This window comes from Herbaspirillum sp. C7C8, assembly GCF_022627875.1.
In the GTDB taxonomy this organism is placed as follows: Bacteria; Pseudomonadota; Gammaproteobacteria; order Burkholderiales; family Burkholderiaceae_D; genus Herbaspirillum.
The window spans coordinates 25,717-43,418 of record NZ_JABXGG010000013.1; the positions used below are offsets into that span (position 1 = coordinate 25,717).

The 17,702-nt window shown below is 63.1% G+C and carries 17 protein-coding genes; 1 reads left to right on the forward strand and 16 read right to left on the reverse strand.

Going from position 1 to position 17,702, the window contains the following annotated elements:
• Window positions 1-30: 30 nt before the first annotated feature.
• From HWE01_RS15585 to HWE01_RS15615, 7 genes are all read right to left on the reverse strand, one after another.
• Window positions 31-1,230 carry a tryptophan--tRNA ligase gene (locus HWE01_RS15585; RefSeq protein ID WP_008330822.1) on the reverse strand — a complete coding sequence of 400 codons (1,200 nt, stop codon included), beginning with the start codon at window positions 1,228-1,230 and terminating at the stop codon, window positions 31-33.
• A 43-nt stretch (window positions 1,231-1,273) separates the two neighbouring features.
• Window positions 1,274-1,933, reverse strand: a complete 660-nt coding sequence (locus tag HWE01_RS15590; protein ID WP_008330823.1) for a site-2 protease family protein — start codon at window positions 1,931-1,933, stop codon at window positions 1,274-1,276.
• A 90-nt stretch (window positions 1,934-2,023) separates the two neighbouring features.
• Window positions 2,024-2,659, reverse strand: coding sequence for an L-threonylcarbamoyladenylate synthase (locus tag HWE01_RS15595; protein WP_008330824.1), 636 nt, complete (start codon window positions 2,657-2,659; stop codon window positions 2,024-2,026).
• Window positions 2,660-2,745: 86 nt separating this feature from the next.
• On the reverse strand, window positions 2,746-3,621 hold the full coding sequence (gene htpX, locus HWE01_RS15600; RefSeq protein ID WP_008330825.1) for a protease HtpX: 876 nt from the start codon (window positions 3,619-3,621) through the stop codon (window positions 2,746-2,748).
• 82 nt (window positions 3,622-3,703) lie between these two features.
• Window positions 3,704-4,546, reverse strand: a complete 843-nt coding sequence (locus HWE01_RS15605; protein ID WP_008330828.1) for a 3',5'-nucleoside bisphosphate phosphatase — start codon at window positions 4,544-4,546, stop codon at window positions 3,704-3,706.
• 136 nt (window positions 4,547-4,682) lie between these two features.
• Window positions 4,683-5,594 (reverse strand): alpha/beta fold hydrolase, encoded by a 912-nt coding sequence (locus tag HWE01_RS15610; RefSeq protein ID WP_241822288.1) that lies wholly within the window; start codon window positions 5,592-5,594, stop codon window positions 4,683-4,685.
• A gap of 84 nt (window positions 5,595-5,678) precedes the next feature.
• Complete coding sequence (locus HWE01_RS15615; RefSeq protein ID WP_175343403.1) at window positions 5,679-6,695, reverse strand: patatin-like phospholipase family protein; 1,017 nt, start codon at window positions 6,693-6,695, stop codon at window positions 5,679-5,681.
• Window positions 6,696-6,961: 266 nt separating this feature from the next.
• On the opposite strand from HWE01_RS15615, the gene HWE01_RS15620 reads away from it, so the two are divergent.
• Window positions 6,962-7,558: an LOG family protein gene (locus HWE01_RS15620; RefSeq protein WP_008330836.1), complete on the forward strand. Its 597-nt coding sequence runs from the start codon at window positions 6,962-6,964 to the stop codon at window positions 7,556-7,558.
• Window positions 7,559-7,683: 125 nt separating this feature from the next.
• On the opposite strand, the gene HWE01_RS15625 is transcribed toward HWE01_RS15620, so the two are convergent.
• From HWE01_RS15625 to HWE01_RS15665, 9 genes are all read right to left on the reverse strand, one after another.
• Window positions 7,684-8,925 carry a cystathionine gamma-synthase family protein gene (locus tag HWE01_RS15625; RefSeq protein ID WP_008330838.1) on the reverse strand — a complete coding sequence of 414 codons (1,242 nt, stop codon included), beginning with the start codon at window positions 8,923-8,925 and terminating at the stop codon, window positions 7,684-7,686.
• Between the two features lie 168 nt (window positions 8,926-9,093).
• Entirely contained in the window at window positions 9,094-10,614 is a 1,521-nt protein-coding gene (gene purF / locus HWE01_RS15630) for an amidophosphoribosyltransferase (RefSeq protein ID WP_008330840.1), read from the reverse strand.
• Between the two features lie 91 nt (window positions 10,615-10,705).
• The gene (locus HWE01_RS15635) at window positions 10,706-11,206 is read right to left on the reverse strand and encodes a CvpA family protein (RefSeq protein ID WP_175343401.1); all 501 of its coding nucleotides are present in this window, start codon (window positions 11,204-11,206) and stop codon (window positions 10,706-10,708) included.
• A gap of 34 nt (window positions 11,207-11,240) precedes the next feature.
• Window positions 11,241-12,212 (reverse strand): SPOR domain-containing protein, encoded by a 972-nt coding sequence (locus tag HWE01_RS15640; protein WP_241822289.1) that lies wholly within the window; start codon window positions 12,210-12,212, stop codon window positions 11,241-11,243.
• Between the two features lie 105 nt (window positions 12,213-12,317).
• Window positions 12,318-13,631: a bifunctional tetrahydrofolate synthase/dihydrofolate synthase gene (folC, locus tag HWE01_RS15645; protein ID WP_175343399.1), complete on the reverse strand. Its 1,314-nt coding sequence runs from the start codon at window positions 13,629-13,631 to the stop codon at window positions 12,318-12,320.
• 124 nt (window positions 13,632-13,755) lie between these two features.
• Window positions 13,756-14,625: an acetyl-CoA carboxylase, carboxyltransferase subunit beta gene (accD, locus tag HWE01_RS15650; protein ID WP_008330851.1), complete on the reverse strand. Its 870-nt coding sequence runs from the start codon at window positions 14,623-14,625 to the stop codon at window positions 13,756-13,758.
• Window positions 14,626-14,823: 198 nt separating this feature from the next.
• Window positions 14,824-15,621 (reverse strand): tryptophan synthase subunit alpha, encoded by a 798-nt coding sequence (trpA, locus tag HWE01_RS15655; protein WP_241822290.1) that lies wholly within the window; start codon window positions 15,619-15,621, stop codon window positions 14,824-14,826.
• 75 nt (window positions 15,622-15,696) lie between these two features.
• A complete protein-coding gene (gene trpB / locus HWE01_RS15660; RefSeq protein ID WP_241822291.1) occupies window positions 15,697-16,956 on the reverse strand; it encodes a tryptophan synthase subunit beta in 1,260 nt (419 codons plus the stop codon).
• 30 nt (window positions 16,957-16,986) lie between these two features.
• Window positions 16,987-17,655 carry a phosphoribosylanthranilate isomerase gene (locus tag HWE01_RS15665; protein WP_241822292.1) on the reverse strand — a complete coding sequence of 223 codons (669 nt, stop codon included), beginning with the start codon at window positions 17,653-17,655 and terminating at the stop codon, window positions 16,987-16,989.
• Window positions 17,656-17,702: the final 47 nt, after the last annotated feature.

A 17,702-nucleotide genomic window follows, 5' to 3' on the forward strand; every position in this document is an offset into this window, starting at 1 on the left:
TTGCCGCCGATCAATAAGGATCGGCAAGGTTCAATACCCCAGTCCCATCGCTTCGCGCACGTCGCGCATGGTGTCCTGGGCGAGCTTGCGGGCCTTTTCGCAGCCGTCGGCGACGATGGCCCGCACCAGGGAAGGATCATCCAGGTAAGGCTGGGCACGCTCGAGCATGGGTTGCTGCTCCTGCAGGATGGCATCGATCACCGGCTGCTTGCACTCCAGGCAACCGATCCCGGCCGAACGGCAGCCCTTGGCCGCCCATTCCTTCACTTCCGCGCTGGAATACACCTGGTGGAACTGCCATACCGGGCATTTATCCGGATCGCCCGGATCGCTGCGGCGCACGCGCTGCGGATCGGTCGGCATGGTCTTGACCTTCCTGGTGACCGAGGCGGCATCTTCCCGCAGAGCGATGGCATTGCCGTAGCTCTTGGACATCTTGGCACCATCCAGCCCCGGCAGGCGCGACGCCTCGGTGAGCATGGCCTGCGGCTCGGTGAGGATGAGCTTGCGGCTGCCCTCGAGGTAGCCGAACAAGCGTTCACGGTCGATCATCGACAGGTTCTGGGCATCATCCAGCATGGCCTTGGCCTGTTCCAAGGCTTCATCGTCGCCCTTTTCCTGGAATTGGGTACGCAGTTCCAGATACAGCTTGGCGCGCTTGCTGCCGAGCTTCTTGGTGGCGGCCAGGGCCTTTTCCTCAAAACCCTTTTCCTTGCCATAGAGGTGGTTAAAGCGCCGCGCAATCTCGCGCATGATCTCGATATGCGGCACCTGGTCTTCGCCCACCGGCACCTGGCTGGCGCGATAAATCAGCACGTCGGCCGCCTGCAGCAGCGGATACCCCAGGAATCCATAGGTGGCCAGGTCGCGGTCGGCCAGCTTTTCCTGCTGGTCCTTGTAGGTCGGCACGCGTTCCAGCCAGCCCAGCGGCGTGGCCATGGACAGCAGCAGATGCAGCTCGGCATGCTCGGGCACGCGCGACTGGATGAACAGCGTCGCCTGGGCGGGGTCGACCCCGGCGGCGAGCCAGTCGATCACCATTTCCCAGGTGCTGGTCTCGATCACGGAGGGATCGTCGTAATGGGTGGTCAGTGCATGCCAGTCGGCCACGAAGAACAGGCAGGGCAATTCGGACTGCAGCTTGACCCAGTTCTTCAGGGCACCGTGATAGTGGCCCAGGTGCAGCGCGCCCGTGGGGCGCATGCCGGAGACGACGCGGTCAGGATACATGGCGGTTGGCGTGGGTTGGTGGTTGGCGATTCGACATGAACGCTCAGAACAGCAAGGTGATGGGGAAGGTAATGAGCTGCAGCAGCTTGCCGGCAACGAACATCACGGGCGCCATCCACCAGGCATAGATCACCTTGAGCAGTACCAGCGCCATGACGATGAAGAAGCCATAAGGCTCGATCTGGGCAAATTTATACGCATATCGGTTCGGCAACAAGCTGGTGAGGATGCGCCCACCATCCAGCGGCGGGATCGGGAACAGGTTGAAAGCGAACATCACCAGATTGGTCTGCACCCCGGCCTTGGCCATGAGTGTGAAGAATTCTTCCTGCACCCCGGCCAGCGCCAGGCCATAGATGGCCAGCAACCACAGCAATGCCATGAAGAAATTGGCAGCGGGACCGGCCAGCGAGACCCAGGCCATGTCGCGCTTGGGCTTGCGCAGGTGGCCGAAATTGATCGGCACCGGCCTGGCATAGCCGAACAGGAAGGCACCGCTGGTGGCAAAGTACAGCAGCAGCGGAATGACGATAGTGCCGAAGGGATCGATGTGCTTGAGCGGATTGAGGCTCATGCGCCCCATCGAATAAGCCGTGGTATCCCCGAAAAACTTGGCCGCATAGGCGTGTGCGGCCTCATGCAGGGTAATGGCGAAGAGGACGGGCAGCGCGTATACCGCGACAGTCTGGATGAGTTCGTTCATGGGCGGGGATTTTAGCAGAGGGACAATACAATGCCCCGGAATCGCACGAAGCCCGACCGGCCGGCCAGGCTTTTTTGAAAAATCATTCGCTCAGGCAGCCTGCAAACCGAAGATGCTTGCGTCTCCCCTGCCCTGGCGTACCAGCACGGGTTCATTGTCATCGGTGAGGTCGATCACGGTGGTCGGCTCCAGGCTGCAGGCCCCGCTGTCGATGACCAGTTCGATTCTCTTTTCCAGATGACTGCGGATGTCCTCGGCGCTGGTCAGCGGCAGGTCTTCGTCCGGCAGGATCAGGGTGGTGCCCAGGAGCGGCTGGCCCAGCTCCTCCAGCAGCATGTGGGCGATGCGATTCTCGGGCACGCGCAGGCCGATGGTCTTGCGCGAGGGGTGCGAGAGGCGGCGCGGCACTTCCTTGGTGGCTTCCAGGATGAAGGTATAGGCCCCTGGGGTGGCGGCCTTGAGCAGGCGGTACTGGCGGTTGTCCACCTTGGCGTACAGGGCGATCTCGGAAAGGTCGCGGCACAGCAGGGTCAGGTGATGCTTGTCGTCCACGCCCCGGATGCGGCGCACGCGCTCGACGGCATCCTTGTTGTCCAGCTGGCAGACCAGGGCGTAGCAGGAGTCGGTGGGCAGGGCCACCAGGCCGCCCTTGTGGATGATCTGCGCGGCTTGCTTGATCAGGCGCAGTTGCGGGTTGTCGGGGTGAATCTCGAAAAACTGGCTCATGATGCGGTTTCCGTTTCCAATCCAAATCCAAATCGTAAAAAGCACAACGGCGGTGTCGCCACCGCCGTTGTCGCTGCCCGCCGGGCTCAGCGCTGGCCGCGCAGGGCGGCGATGCGCTGTTCCAGTGGCGGGTGCGTCGAGAACAGTTCCATGATGCCGGGCTTGTCGCTGATGCCCAGGGCGGCCATGTTCTGCGGCAAGCCTTCCGGGGAGAAGCCCCCCAGCCGCGCCAGCGCATTGATCATCGGCTGGGGCGTGCCCAACAGGCGCGCCGCGCCGGCATCGGCCCGGAATTCGCGATGGCGCGAGAACCAGGCCACGATCATCGAGGCACCGATGCCGAAGACCACCTGGCACACCATCACCGTGACCATGTAGCCGATACCGGGACCGGAGTCGTCGTTGTTGCGACGCAGGGCCGAGTCGACGAAATAGCCGACCACGCGCGACAGGAACACCACGAAGGTGTTCACCACGCCCTGAATCAGCGTCATGGTGACCATGTCGCCATTGGCGATGTGGGCCACCTCGTGGCCCAGCACGGCTTCCACCTCTTCCTGCGTCATGCCTTGCAGCAGCCCGGTGGATACCGCCACCAGGGCCGAATCCCTGAACGCGCCGGTGGCAAAGGCATTGGGTTCACCCTCATAGACCGCCACTTCGGGCATGCCGATACCGGCGCGCTGGGCCAGCTTGCCTACGGTCTGCAACAGCCAGGCTTCGGTGCCGTTCATGGGCGTCTCGATCACGCGCGCGCCGGTGGACCACTTGGCCATGCTCTTGCTCATCAGCAAGGAGATGATCGATCCGGTAAAACCGACCACCAGCGAAAACACCAGCAGCATCGGCAGGTTCAGCCCGGAGCGGGTGAGGAAGCGGTCCACGCCCAACAGGGAGAGGATCACGCTCATCACCACCAGCACGGCGATGTTGGTGGCGATAAACAGCAGGATGCGTTTCATCGGGGAAAACTCCTATCGGAAAAGTGGGTATTAGATAGGAATCAGCCTGCCGAATTCAAGAGCTTCCGGGGCGGGCGGGCTTTCACAGTCCCCAGTCATGCCACACCGGCTTGACCCCGGTGGGCAGCGGCGGCAGCGCGCCCAGATCCATGCGCGACTCGCCCGGACCATGGAAATCCGAACCCATCGAGCCCAGGAAGCCATAGCGGCGGGCGACCTGGGCATATTCCTGGTACTGCTCCGGCGTATGGCTGCCGGTATTGACTTCGATGGCCACCCCGCCCAGTTGCTTGAACTCGTCGAAGAGCGCGCCAAACTGGGTCGGCGTGTACTTGTAGCGGCCCGGATGAGCGATCACCGCCACCCCGCCCGCGCCGCGGATCCAGCGCACCGATTCTTCCAGCGTGGCCCAGCGATGCGGCACGTAGCCGGGCTTGCCCTCGGTGAGGTAGTTGGCGAAGACTTCCTTGGTATCGCAGCAGGTGCCGCATTCCACCAGGTAGCGGGCGAAATGCGTGCGCGAGATCAGGTCCGGATTGCCCACGTGCTTCAACGCACCTTCATAGGCCCCGCCGATGCCGTGCCGCTCCAGCGCCTCGGCGATCTCGCGGGCGCGACGCTCGCGGCCGTTGCGGGTGGCGGCCAGGCCCGCGATCAGGGTCGGGTCGGTTTCGTCGATGCGCAAACCCACGATATGCACCGTATGCCCGGCCCAGGTGACCGAAATTTCCACCCCGGCCACGTGCTCCATGCCCGCTGCCCGGGCTGCCGCGCGGGCGCGCGCCACACCGCCCACTTCATCGTGGTCGGTCAGCGCCCATACGCCCACGCCATTGGCTTTGGCGCGAGCAGCCACCTCTTCCGGCGACAGCAGGCCGTCGGAGACGTTGGAATGGCAGTGCAGATCGAACTTGAGTTCAGACATAGGAAACCACAATGAAGACGCAACAAGCACAACGACCGGGCCGGTCGCTTGTGGCTGCCGCCGATCAGGGAGTGCTGGGGGATAGGAATGACTTCATTCTACGCGCTTGTGGCCGCCCCCGCTCGGCGTGACCGCCTCAGGCCGGCGGCAGCGGCTGCTGCAGGAATGTCTCGATCAATTGCGCAAGGCGCTCGGGCTGGTCATGGTGCAGCATGTGACCGGCATCGGCGATCATCTCCACCTGGGTGCTGGGGATGCAGGCAATGCGACGGTCGATTTCTTCGCGCTTCAACGAGGCCGAACCGAAGAAGCGCCAGATATCGCTGTCGATGGCCTCGATCCACAGTACCGGTGCGGTGATGCGGCTCCAGCAGGCCATCATTTCGTCGACCCGGTACAGGATGGGACTGACCTGCTTGTGCGCCGGGTCGCCCAGGATCTGCCACAACCCGCTCTCATCCTGCTGCGCCCAGTGCCGGGCCAGGAAACCGGCACGCTCGTCCGACAGGCGCGCATTGTTCTTCTGCAGGCGCGCGGCCACTTCGTCCAGCGTCGCGTAGCCACGCAGGACGGGACGATTCTTCATCTCGTCCAGCCACTGGGTGAAGCGTCCCGGTGCCTGCTCCGGCTTGGCCGTGGGCAGGCCGATGCCTTCCAGGTTGATCAGGCGGGCGATGCGCTGGGGCCGCACCCCCGCATACAGGCTCACCACATTGCCGCCCATGCTGTGACCGAGCAGGTTGACGGCCTGGTCGCCGGCATAGTGGTCCAGCAGGACATCGAGGTCGGCCAGGTAATCCGGGAACCAGTAGGATTGCGCCGGACTGCGCTCGGTCAGGCCGAAGCCGCGCCAGTCCGGCGCGATGACATGCCACTCCCCTTGCAGGGCATCGACCATGAACTGGAACGAGGCTGACATATCCATCCAGCCGTGCATCATGAAGATCTTGGGCGCCTGCGGGTCGCCCCAGTGGCGTACGTGATAGCGCAGGCCGCGCACGGTGAGGAATTCTGAGCGGGAAGCTTTCTTGGCGATGATTGAGCGCATGGCGTTGTCGTTGTTGTATCTGCTGTGAAGAATCAAGCAGCAAAGTATAGACAAAAGAGAACGATCGTGCGCGAAGCCGGGATTTCAGGGCAGGAAGCGCCCGAGGTCGAAGGTGGAGGTATGGCCGATCTGGGCGAAGTTCTGCTCCAGCCATTCCGAGGCGCGTTCGCGGCCCTGCTGGAACAGGCTGCCGATGAAACTGGCCTGGGTATTGAGCTTGGAGAGGTTGGTCAGTTGCTCCATCAGTTCGTTGGCATCGATCATGTGGAGGTTCAACTGGCGCAGCCGCCGCTCCAGCGAGCCGAAGGCCAGCGTCGAATTCTCGGCCTCGCGCTTGGCCAGGGCCAGCCCGCTGAGCTCGGTGAAGAAGGCCGAGCTGAAGCTGATTTCCGAGAGCCGCTGGCCGATATCGTGGCTGGAGGTGGGCGTACCGGCACGGCGGCTGGGATGCAGCAGTACCACCATCACGTCGCGCGCGGTACAGGAATGCAGCAGCGGATAGATCGGCGGATTGGCCGTGAGCCCGCCGTCCCAGTAGGCTTCGCCATCGATCTCGATGGGTCGGTGCAGCGAAGGCAGGCAGGCCGAGGCCAGCAGCACGTCCACCGACAGGTCGGCATTGCGGAAGATCTTCAGCGTGCCGGTGCTGACCTGGGTGGCGGCGATGAACAATTTGAGCGCGCGCTGGCGGCGCAGGCGTTCAAAATCCACTTGCGCCACCAGGATGTCGCGCAGCGGGTTGATATCCAGCGGATTCAATTGCGTGGGCGAGAAGAAGCGCGTCATCGCCAGCAGCGCCTGCATCCCCGGCATGGGCGTGGGATTGGCGATGACAGGGGCGCCTTCGGTCGTCACGTGGTCCAGCGGGACGCCATTGGAGAGCGCCGTCCAGAAGCGCTCCAGCGCCGCGCGAGCGCCATCGCGCCCATCCTGCACATAGCCTTGCGCCATCACGGCGGCATTCATGGCCCCGGCCGAAGCACCGCTGATGCCTTCCAGGTCCAGCCGCCCATCCTCCAGCAGACGATCCAGCACGCCCCAGGTGAAGGCGCCATGCGAGCCCCCACCCTGCAGAGCCAGACTGACGATCTTGTTCGACATGATGTCCCTTATCTTCACTCACCACCTGACGCAACAGCTGCGCCTGCACTGCCTCACTGTTGCCGTCATTGTCACGGTGACTGTCACTGTCACGCCGACGTCACCACTGCCACTTATGCTGCACTGCACTATCATGGTATAACAGGAACACGACTGGAGATAGTGGCTACTTGGGGCGACGATTTGATTCTCTCGGGAAACATGAGCAGACCACCTCAGCCATTGTAGCCAAGGACTGACGTAACGACGGACACAGCAGAGGACACATGAAATCGATTTGCGTATATTGCGGCTCTTCTCCCGGTGCATCCCCGGCCTATGCCGAGGCGGCGCGCAAGCTGGCGCAGGAGATGGTAAAGAACAACATCGCCCTGGTGTATGGCGGCGGCAATGTGGGGCTCATGGGCATCATCGCCAGTGAAGTCATGAAGCTGGGCGGCGAAGCCACCGGCGTCATCCCCAAAGCCTTGCTGGACAAGGAACTGGGCCACGACGGCCTGACCCGCCTGCACATCGTCAAGGACATGCACGAGCGCAAGGCCATGATGGCCGAGCTGGCCGATGGTTTCGTGGCCATGCCGGGCGGCATGGGCACCCTGGAGGAACTGTTCGAGGTGCTGACCTGGGCCCAGCTGGGCTTCCACTACAAGCCGATCTGCCTGTACAACGTGGACGGCTTCTACAACAACCTGATCGCCTTCGTCGACCATCTGGTCTCGCAGCGCTTCGTCAGCAGCGACCAGTCCGGGCTGATGATGCACGAAGCCGATCCGGCCAGGTTGATCGAACGCTTCCAGAACTTCAAGCCGACCTACAAGACCAAGTGGGCCGACCGCGAGGCAGTGGCCAATCTGGTGCCCTGACACCGGTTTTTTGCAAAATCGTTCATCTGGCAGCACCAAGAACAACGCCCGTCCCTCTTGCGAGGCGACGGGCGTGTTTTTTTCTTCACTTCGGCCTGGAACCGCCGTCCTGGCGGGCTTGGGCCTCAGCCTGCCAGCGCCTGGCGGAAATCCTCGACCAGGTCATCGGTATCCTCCAGCCCCACCGAGACGCGGATGAGTGACTCGGCGATGCCCATGCTGGCGCGGCGCTCGGCGCCCATCTCGTAGAAGATGGTGTGCGCCACCGGGATCACCAGAGTACGGGTATCGCCCAGATTGCTGGCGGCCACGGCCAGGTTCAGGCGGTTGAGGTAGTCGAAGCAGTCAATGCTGTCCTTCAGTTCAAAGGACATGAGACTGCCGAAGGAACGGAACAGCGCCTTGCTCAAGGCATGCTGCGGATGCGATTCCAGCCCCGGATAGTGGACCGCTGCCACGCGCGGATCGGCTTCCAGCATCTGCGCCAGCGCCAGCGCATTCCTGCATTCGCGTTCCTGGCGCAGGGCCATGGTCTCGGCGCCCACCGCGATGTGGTGCGCCGCTTCCGGGCCCAGCGTGCCACCGAAGTCGCGCAGGCCCTTGGCGCGGATCTGCGCCATGCCCCATTGCGGGGCCGGGTTCTTCTTGTAGCTGTCGGCGATGTGCGGGTAGCGGGTCCAGTCGTATTCACCGGTATCGGTCAGAGCCCCGCCCAGCGCATTGCCGTGACCGCCGATGGACTTGGTCAGCGAATTGACCACCAGCCCGGCACCGACCGTCTTGGGGCGGAACAGATAGGGCGAGGTCATGGTGTTGTCCACCACGTAGAGGATACCGCGCTCGCGGCACAGCTCGCCGATGCGCTGCAAATCGGCCACCTGGGTGCGCGGGTTGGCGATGGTTTCCACGAAGACCAGGCGGGTCTGGGGCGTGATGGCCGCTTCCACGTTCTTCACATCGGTGGCATCGACCATCGAGACCTTGGCGCCTTGCGCGGCCACCGTCATCCACAGGCTATTGGTATTGCCGAACAGGAATGCCGAGGACACCACATGATCGCCCTCGCGCAGCAAGCCCTGGACGATGGCGCCAATGGCGGCCATGCCGGTGGCAAAGCAGATGGTGGACTTGCCGTCTTCCATCTTGGTGATCTTGTCTTCCAGCGCCGACACCGTGGGGTTGCCCTGGCGGCCATAGCGATAGCCCGACTGCTTGCCCTGGAACACTTCGGCCAGCTGGCGCGCATCTTCATAGCCGAAGGTCACGGAAGTGTGGATGGGCTTGTGCAGGGAGCCGTGCTCGATGCCCTTCTGGCGGTCGCTGTGGAGGATGGTGGTGGTGAAGCCGTAGGTCTTTTTATCGTTCATCGCGTGATCGGGAAAGCAGAAGTGAGGGGCAAGGCCGCCGCGCGGCCAGATGCAAAATGATAAGCCAGATTCCCGTCGGTCGGGTTGTCGAGCAGATCCATGCAAAACGCCGGTGCCGCCAAAGCGGCCACCGGCGTCCTGGTCCAGCCTGGGGTCAGGCGGCGAAGATCAGTCCACGCGCGCCAGGTTCAGGTTCAACTGCGAACGCACCACATCTTCCAGCGCCGGCTTGGGATTCTTGCGGGCGTATTCGATGCGGTCCAGGTATTCCTGGGTGATGTCGCCGGTGATGTAGTGACCGTCGAAGCAGGAAGCCTCGAATTGCTTGAGGGCCGGGTTGGCGTCGGAGATGGCGCGCTTCAAGGCTTCCACATCCTGGTAGACCAGGGCGTCGGCGGTGATTTCGCGGCAGACTTCTTCGTCGCTGCGACCGAAGGCGATCAGCTCGTCACGGGTAGGCATGTCGATGCCGTAGACGTTGGGATACTTCACCGGCGGTGCAGCCGACGCGAAGATCACGTTCTTGGCACCCGACTCGCGGGCCATCTGCACGATTTCACGGCTGGTAGTGCCGCGCACGATGGAGTCATCCACCAGCAGCACGTTCTTGCCCTTGAATTCGCTGCCGATGGCATTGAGCTTCTGGCGTACCGACTTCTTGCGCAGTGCCTGGCCCGGCATGATGAAGGTGCGGCCGATGTAGCGGTTCTTGATGAAGCCTTCACGGTACTCGATGCCCAGCTTCAACGCCAGTTCCATGGCCGCCGGACGCGAGGAATCGGGAATCGGCATGACCACGTCGATCTCGCCATGCTTGAACTGGCTGCGGATCTTGTCGGCCAGGAATTCGCCCATCTTCAGGCGAGTGGCGTAGACCGAGGCGCCATCGATGATCGAATCCGGACGGGCCAGATAGACGTATTCGAAGGCGCAGGGGTTCAGGGTCGGGTTCTCGGCGCATTGCTGGTTGTACAGCTTGCCGTCGTTGTCGATGAAGATCGCTTCACCCGGGTTGACGTCGCGCAGGAAGCGGAAGCCCATGCCTTCCAGGGCCACCGATTCGCTGGCCATCATGTATTCGATGCCCTTGTCGCTCTCGTTGAAGCCCAGGCACATCGGACGGATGCCGTACGGATCGCGGAAGCCCAGGAGACCATAACCGGCGATCTGCGCCACCACGGCGTAGGAGCCGCGCACACGCTTGTGCACCATGGCCACGGCCTTGAAGAGCGCCGCCGGATCGAGCGAGTAGCCGGTGGTGGCTTGCTGGATCTCGTGGGCCAGCACGTTCAACAGCACTTCGGTATCGGAATCGGTGTTGATGTGGCGGCGATCGTTCTTGAACATCTCGATCTTCAACTGTTCCGCATTGGTCAGGTTGCCGTTGTGCGCCAGGATGATGCCGAAGGGGGCATTGACGTAGAAGGGCTGCGCTTCTTCTTCCGAGGACGAGCTGCCTGCGGTCGGATAGCGCACCTGGCCGATGCCGGTGTTGCCGGGCAGCGAGCGCATGTTGCGGGTACGGAACACGTCGCGCACCAGGCCATTGGCCTTGTGCATCGAGAAACCGTTGCTGTGGTTGGTTGCGATCCCCGCCGCATCCTGACCGCGGTGCTGCAGCAGCAGCAGCGCGTCATACAGCATCTGGTTGACGGGACTATGAGAGACGATACCGACGATGCCACACATGGTGGACTCCTAACGAAAAACGAAAACGAAAATGAACCACGACTGCAACCCGGTCCAAACGATCTGATGCGCTCCGCCACGGAGCCTGTTGTCAGACCGGGGTGGAAAAACTTACATGCTCGGCCAGCTTGCCCGGCAGGTAGGGCAGCACCGCTTCGGCGGCCTGCTCGACCCAGGGACTGAAACGCGCCTGCTTCCAGAAATCCTGTTGCGGAATGGCCGTGGTACCGCACAGCAAGGCCACCGCCACCACCAGCAATACCCCGCGCGCCACGCCAAACACACTGCCCAGCGTGCGGTCCACGAAACCCAGACCGGTCGCCTTGACCAGTTCGCCCAGCGTCTTGGCCACCAGCGCCATCAACAGGCGCGTACCGATGAACAGCGCGATGAAGGCCACGATGAGCCGCGTCAGTTCACCCGGCACCACGTCCGGCAACATCGCCGAGAGCGCCTCGCCATAAGTATTGGCCACCACCAGCGCCACGATCCAGCCGGCCAGGGACAAAACTTCACGCACCAGTCCGCGCAGGGTGCCGATGATCACCGAACAGGCCAGGATCAGCAGCACCAGGTAGTCAAATATCGTCACGATGACAACAATATGCGGCTATTTGTAGCCAAATTCAAGCAGGAATAATGGTGGCATTCAGGCCCAGCTTCTTGATTCGCCCGCCCATGCGTTCGGCTTCCTCGCGGCTGGAGAAGGGGCCCACGCGAATGCGCGTACGCTCACCGGCCTGGGTTGCAATCTTCTGCGTATACGAACGGATACCGGCTGCACTCAACTTGTTGCGCAATTCACTGACCTTGTCCTGGGTGGCCAGCGCGGCCACCTGGATGACGAACTTGCCACCGGCTGCGGCCGGTTTCTTTTCCGCCGGGGCCGCTGCCGCGCTGCTGCCGGACTTGCCTTCCAGGATCGCCAGCGCGCGCGCCGCATCGTCGTCGGCGGCATGGGGCGTGGCCTTGGGCCGGGCGACTTCCTTCTTCGGTTCTTCCTTGTGCTCGGCTGAGGCCGGCTTCTTTTCCTCGGCCTTGGGGGGCGCCTTTTCAACGGACTTCTCGACCGGCTTTTCTACCGGCTTTTCAACTGGCTTTTCTGCCGGCTTGTCCTCCTGCCTGGGTGCGACTGCCGCCACCGGCGGGCTGGCGGGCTCGGGCGCGATGCTGGAGGGCTCGACGATCTCTTCCTTCTGGTCCAGCGACGCCTGCTTGGCATCGCCCGTGCCAGGCTGGGCCGCCGCGGGGGCCGGCTGGTCCTTGGAGGGGATCTGGATGGCGATGTCGTCGTTCAAGGGCTTGGGCTCGGAATCGAGGATCATCGGCAACACGATCACCACCGCCAGCGCCAGCGCGACGGCCCCGATCAGGCGGCGCCGGGCGCGCTTCTTTTCCGGCAGCAGCGGGTCGGCGGCGGCATCCTTGCCGGCCTTGCTGCGACTGCTGCCGCGGGCAGAACCGGCGCTGCCATTGGCGGCGCTGCGACTGCTGCGGCTGCGGATGACGGAAGATTGCTCCTCGGAACGTGAACGGAAGGACCCTTGGTCAGCAGTAGCGTCCTGCTTGTTTTTACGGAAAAACGAGAACAAGCCCATGCGGAGTCGTCTTGAATTGATCTGGAAATCGTGGAAAACCTGCGTGGCCACTCAGGTCCTGGCGCCGGCGGGCCAAGCGTGGCCGGCTCCGGAACGCCGTCGGGATCAGTGCAGACCGGGGCGGCGCGCCTGCATGACGCCGGCTACAGTCAGGAAGGACCCGAAAACCACAATTCTATCATTCTCCCCTGCTCTGCTTAACGCATTTGCATACGCCTCGGCCGGAGTAGTGAAGGTTTCTACGCTGCGCGCCGCGTCCCGCCTGAATTCCGGCTGCACGCCGGCCCCCAGCAGGGCCTCCTTGAGCTGTTGCGCGCTGGCCGCGCGCGGCAGAGGCAGATCGGTCACGCACCAGTGGTCAATCTTGTCCTTGAGGTGGCTGATGACGCCTTCAATATCCTTGTCCAGCATGGAACCGAACACCGCATAGGTATAGGGATGGAAACCCATGTTGTCCAGATTCTGCGCCAGCGTGGCAGCGGCATGCGGGTTGTGCGCCACGTCCAGGATCACCAGCGGCTGGCCCGGCAGTACCTGGAAGCGGCCCGGCAGTTCCACCGTGGCCAGGCCGGTACGCACTTCCTGGGCGCCCACCGGCAGCACTTCGCGCAGAGCTTCCAACGCGGCCAGGGCCGCCGAGGCATTCAATAGCTGGTTGGCGCCACGCAGGCTGGGATAGGCCAGCGAATTGCGGCGCATGCCGCGTCCGCCATAGGCCCATTGCTGCTTGTCGCCCTGGTAGTTGAAGTCGCGACCCATGAGCCAGAGGTCGGCACCGATCTTCTCGGCATGCGCGATCAGCGACTTGGGCGGCACCGGGTCGCCGCACACGGCCACCTTGCCGGGACGGAAGATGCCGGCTTTCTCGAAACCGATCTCTTCGCGGGTCTCGCCCAGGTATTCGGTATGGTCGATGTCGATGCTGGTGACGACGGCCACGTCGGCATCGACCACGTTGACCGCATCCAGGCGCCCGCCCAAGCCGACTTCGAGGATCACCACGTCCAGCCTGGCATCGGCCAGCAACTTCATGATGGCCAGGGTGGTGAATTCGAAATAGGTCAGCGAGATATCACCGCGCTGCGCTTCCACCGCTTCGAAGGCGGCGATCAGCTGGGCATCGCTGGCCATGTCGCCGGACAGGCGGGCACGTTCGTTGAAATGCAGGAAATGCGGCTTGATGTAGAGGCCCACGCGGTAACCGGCGCGCATCAGGATGGACTCCAGCATGGCGCAGGTGGAGCCCTTGCCGTTGGTACCGGCCACCATGATGACGGGGCAGTCGAAGCGGATGTCGAGCTTTTCCTTCACGGCCAGCACACGGTCCAGGCCCATGTCGATCTGCTTGAAGTGACGTTGTTCCAGCAGGGCCAGCCATTCATTCAAGGTGGCGGGAGTCGGGGAGGCTTGGGAAGTCATGGCGCGTCTCGGTCGGTGAAGCTGCTGCTCGAAAAACGGATTACGGATTACGGCTTGCGGATGTCGAAAAGACAAAGCCCGGATTTGCACTTCTGCAAATCCGGGCCTGAAGTATAGCGGCTAATCAGGAAACCGTTTCGGCAGCCTGGTTTTGCAGCAGGGCCAGCAGATGGGCGATTTCCTCACGCATCTTGCGGCGGTCGACGATCATGTCGATGGCGCCCTTGGTGACCAGGAATTCAGCCCGCTGGAAGCCTTCCGGCAACTTCTCGCGCACCGTGTTCTCGATCACGCGCGGACCGGCAAAACCGATCAGGGCACGGGGTTCGGCCATCACCACATCGCCCATGAAGGCGAAGGAAGCGGACACGCCGCCCATGGTCGGGTCGGTCAGCACGCTGATGAAGGGCAGCTTCTTTTCCGACAGCTTGGTCAGCATGGCGGTGGTCTTGGCCATCTGCATCAGCGACAGCAGACCTTCCTGCATGCGGGCGCCGCCGGTGGCGGTAATGCAGATGAAGGGGACCTTCTGCTCCAGCGCCGCCTGGGCACCACGGACAAAGCGCTCACCCACCACCGAGCCCATGGAACCGCCCATGAATTCGAACTCGAAGCAGGCCACCACGACCGGCAGGGTCATGATGGCACCGCCCATGACCACCATGGCGTCGGTTTCGCCGGTGGATTCCATGGCGTCCTTGAGACGATCGGGGTACTTCTTGCTGTCCTTGAACTTCAGGGTGTCGACCGGCAGGGCTTCCTGGCCGATCTCATAGCGGCCGCCCTCGTCGAGCAGGGCATCCAGACGAGCACGGGCGCGGATGCGCATGTGATGGCTGCACTTGGGGCAGACATGCAGATTGGATTCCAGGTCGGTACGGTAGAGCACCGCTTCGCAGGAGGGGCACTTGACCCACAAACCTTCCGGGATGGCTTTGCGGCTGGTGGAACCGCGTTGAATCTGGGGTGGCAGCAACTTCTCGAGCCAGCTCATAGAGACCTCATAGATTTTTCCGGTGGCGCGCATTGTACCAGAGCCCACCGGCGGCGGACGTAAAGCACGGTCATGCTTTCCGCAAGGCAATAAAAAGTCTTCTGCCCGCTTGCGCCCTCTCAAAAAACAAAGCCTCCGGACACTGCCGGAGGCTGCGCATTGCACACCCCTGCCCTGCCGGACCGGGGTTGCAGCGGCTCAGGCGTCCAGCGCCTGGCGGATATCGCTGACGAAAGCCTGCACCGCGTCGCAGGCCTTGTCCTGGGGGGTGTTTTCCAGTTCGGCAATGATGCGGCTGCCGATCACGACGGCATCGGCCACGCTGCCCACGGTACGGGCGGTGGCGCCATCACGGATGCCGAAGCCCACCGCAATGGGCAGCTTCACGTGCTGGCGGATGGCGGCGATACGCTCGGCCACCTCGGCGGTGTCGATATGACCGGCACCGGTGACGCCCTTCAACGAGACGTAGTAGCAGAAACCGCTGCTGACGGCCGCCACCTGACGGATGCGTTCTTCCGACGAGGTCGGGGCCAGCAGGAAGATCGGATCCATGCCCCTGGCCTGCATCTTTTGGGCGAATTCTTCACATTCCTCGGGCGGATAGTCCACCACGATGGTGCCATCCACGCCCGCTTCGCTGGCCGCTGCGATGAAGGCATCGACGCCAAAGCGCTCGATGGGGTTGGCATAGCCCATCAGCACGATGGGGGTGTGGCTGTTGGTCTTGCGGAATTCACGCACATAGCCCAGCACGTCGTGGGTGCTGATGCCGAATTTGAGGGCGCGTTCGCAGGCGCGCTGGATCACCGGGCCTTCGGCCATGGGGTCGGAGAACGGCACGCCCAGCTCGAGGATGTCGACACCACCGGCCACCAGTGCATGCAGCAGCGGCACGGTGAGCTCGGGGGCCGGGTCTCCGGCGGTAATGAAGGTAATGAGCGCCTTGCGCTTCTGCTGGGCCAGTTGGGAGAAGGTGGTCTGGATTCTGGACATGGTGATATGAAGTTTTTTGTCGAATCAGCCGACTGGCCCCGAAGGGCCGGCCGGCACGTGCGGGCAGGCCGGGGGTCAACCCTGGTGCTGTTGCACGGTGTGCATGTCCTTGTCCCCACGGCCGGACAGGTTGACCAGCACGATCTGGTCCTTGGGCAAGGTGGCCGCCAGCTTGGCCGCATGGGCCAGGGCATGACTGGACTCCAGCGCGGGGATGATGCCTTCGATGCGGCAGCAGTTGTGGAAGGCTTCCAGCGCCTCTTGATCGGTGATGCAGGCATAGCTGGCGCGGGCGCTGTCCTTCAACCAGGCGTGTTCCGGACCCACGCCCGGATAATCCAGGCCGGCCGAGACCGAATGGGTCTCGATGATCTGACCATTGGCATCCTGCAGCAGGTAGGTGCGGTTGCCGTGCAGCACGCCGGGCGAACCCAGGGTCAGTGAAGCCGAGTGACGACCGGTATCCAGACCATCACCGGCAGCTTCCACCCCGACCAGTTTGACGTCGGGATAATCGATGTAGGGATAGAAGATGCCCATGGCGTTGGAACCGCCACCGACACAGGCCACCACGTAATCCGGCTGGCGCGAGGCGATTTCCGGCATCTGCTGGATGCACTCGTTGCCGATCACCGACTGGAAGTCGCGCACCATCATCGGATACGGGTGCGGACCGGCCACGGTGCCGATGATGTAGAAAGTGGTCTCGACGTTGGTGACCCAGTCGCGCATGGCTTCGTTGAGCGCGTCCTTCAGGGTCTTGGAACCGGACTCCACCGGCACCACCTTGGCACCCAGCAGGTTCATGCGGTAGACGTTCTGGAGCTGGCGCTTGACGTCCTCGCTGCCCATATAGACGATGCACTCCATGCCGAAGCGCGCGCAGATGGTGGCCGTGGCCACGCCGTGCTGGCCGGCGCCGGTCTCGGCGATGATGCGCTTCTTGCCCATGCGCTTGGCCAGCAAGGCCTGGCCGATCACGTTGTTGATCTTGTGGGCACCGGTGTGGTTCAGGTCTTCGCGCTTGAAGTAGATCTGGGCGCCACCGGCGATCTCGGACCAGCGCCTGGCGTGGTACACCGGGCTGGGACGGCCGACGAAATGCTTCAGTTCGGTATGGAATTCAGCGAGGAACTGTTCATCGTGCTGGTAGCGCGCATAGCCGTCGCGCAGCTCGTTCAAGGCCAGGGTCAGGGTTTCGGAGACGAAGCTGCCGCCGTAGGGGCCGAAGTGACCACGAGCATCAGGCAGGTTGTAATGGGCCGTCTGGTGCAGGGCGGCGGCGGGAATGGCCTGACGCTCGGCGAAACCGCCGAGGGGATTCAATTCTTTCATGGTGTTCCTCTGAAACGCTTGGGGGGTGTGCTACGCGGGGGTAGCATCCGCCAGACGCACGGCCTGGATGAAGGCCGCTATCCTGGCGGCATCCTTGATGCCCTTGGCGGCTTCGACGCCACTGCTGATGTCGACCGCGTAGGGACGAACGCCGACCACCGCCTCAGTGACGTTGTGTACGCTCAAGCCACCACTCAAAACGGCCCGAGGCGCGAGTTCTTTTGGAATGAGAGACCAATCGAAAACCTTTCCGCTGCCGCCATACTCCTCGACCAGGGTGTCAAGCAGCAGTCCGGAGAACAAGGGACTGGCGGAGCGATATGCCTGCTCGTATTCTAACAAATCCGCGGGCTGCGTCGAGCTTCCTATTCTGGCGGCACGTATGAAGGGTCTGACAACGGACTCGGCGATGGCGGCGCACTGCTCGGGCGTCTCGTCGCCGTGGAATTGCAGCACCGTCAGCGGCGTCTCGGCCAGCACCTGGCGCACCTCCTCCAGGGTCGGATTGACGAACAGCCCGACGATGCTCACGAAGGGCGGCACGGCACGGGCCAGTTCGCCGGCGCGCCGCGGGGTCACGTAGCGCGGGCTCTTGGGATAGAACACCAGCCCCATGGCATCGGCGCCGGCGGCCACGGTGGCGCGCACATCTTCTTCACGGGTCAGGCCGCAGATCTTGATGCGGGTACGAAAGCTCATGGACATTGCCTCATGGATGAAAACTTCGGTTGGTCTGCCTGCGCCAC

Coding starts and splice junctions, on each gene's coding strand:
- HWE01_RS15585 (WP_008330822.1), bottom strand. CDS start 1,230: ATGTATCCTGACCGCGTCGTCTCCGGCATGCGCCCCACGGGCGCGCTG.
- HWE01_RS15610 (WP_241822288.1), bottom strand. CDS start 5,594: ATGCGCTCAATCATCGCCAAGAAAGCTTCCCGCTCAGAATTCCTCACC.
- HWE01_RS15620 (WP_008330836.1), top strand. CDS start 6,962: ATGAAATCGATTTGCGTATATTGCGGCTCTTCTCCCGGTGCATCCCCG.
- HWE01_RS15615 (WP_175343403.1), bottom strand. CDS start 6,695: ATGTCGAACAAGATCGTCAGTCTGGCTCTGCAGGGTGGGGGCTCGCAT.
- HWE01_RS15625 (WP_008330838.1), bottom strand. CDS start 8,925: ATGAACGATAAAAAGACCTACGGCTTCACCACCACCATCCTCCACAGC.
- purF (WP_008330840.1), bottom strand. CDS start 10,614: ATGTGTGGCATCGTCGGTATCGTCTCTCATAGTCCCGTCAACCAGATG.
- htpX (WP_008330825.1), bottom strand. CDS start 3,621: ATGAAACGCATCCTGCTGTTTATCGCCACCAACATCGCCGTGCTGGTG.
- HWE01_RS15665 (WP_241822292.1), bottom strand. CDS start 17,655: ATGAGCTTTCGTACCCGCATCAAGATCTGCGGCCTGACCCGTGAAGAA.
- accD (WP_008330851.1), bottom strand. CDS start 14,625: ATGAGCTGGCTCGAGAAGTTGCTGCCACCCCAGATTCAACGCGGTTCC.
- trpB (WP_241822291.1), bottom strand. CDS start 16,956: ATGAAAGAATTGAATCCCCTCGGCGGTTTCGCCGAGCGTCAGGCCATT.
- HWE01_RS15595 (WP_008330824.1), bottom strand. CDS start 2,659: ATGAGCCAGTTTTTCGAGATTCACCCCGACAACCCGCAACTGCGCCTG.
- folC (WP_175343399.1), bottom strand. CDS start 13,631: ATGACTTCCCAAGCCTCCCCGACTCCCGCCACCTTGAATGAATGGCTG.
- trpA (WP_241822290.1), bottom strand. CDS start 15,621: ATGTCCAGAATCCAGACCACCTTCTCCCAACTGGCCCAGCAGAAGCGC.
- HWE01_RS15640 (WP_241822289.1), bottom strand. CDS start 12,212: ATGGGCTTGTTCTCGTTTTTCCGTAAAAACAAGCAGGACGCTACTGCT.
- HWE01_RS15605 (WP_008330828.1), bottom strand. CDS start 4,546: ATGTCTGAACTCAAGTTCGATCTGCACTGCCATTCCAACGTCTCCGAC.
- HWE01_RS15590 (WP_008330823.1), bottom strand. CDS start 1,933: ATGAACGAACTCATCCAGACTGTCGCGGTATACGCGCTGCCCGTCCTC.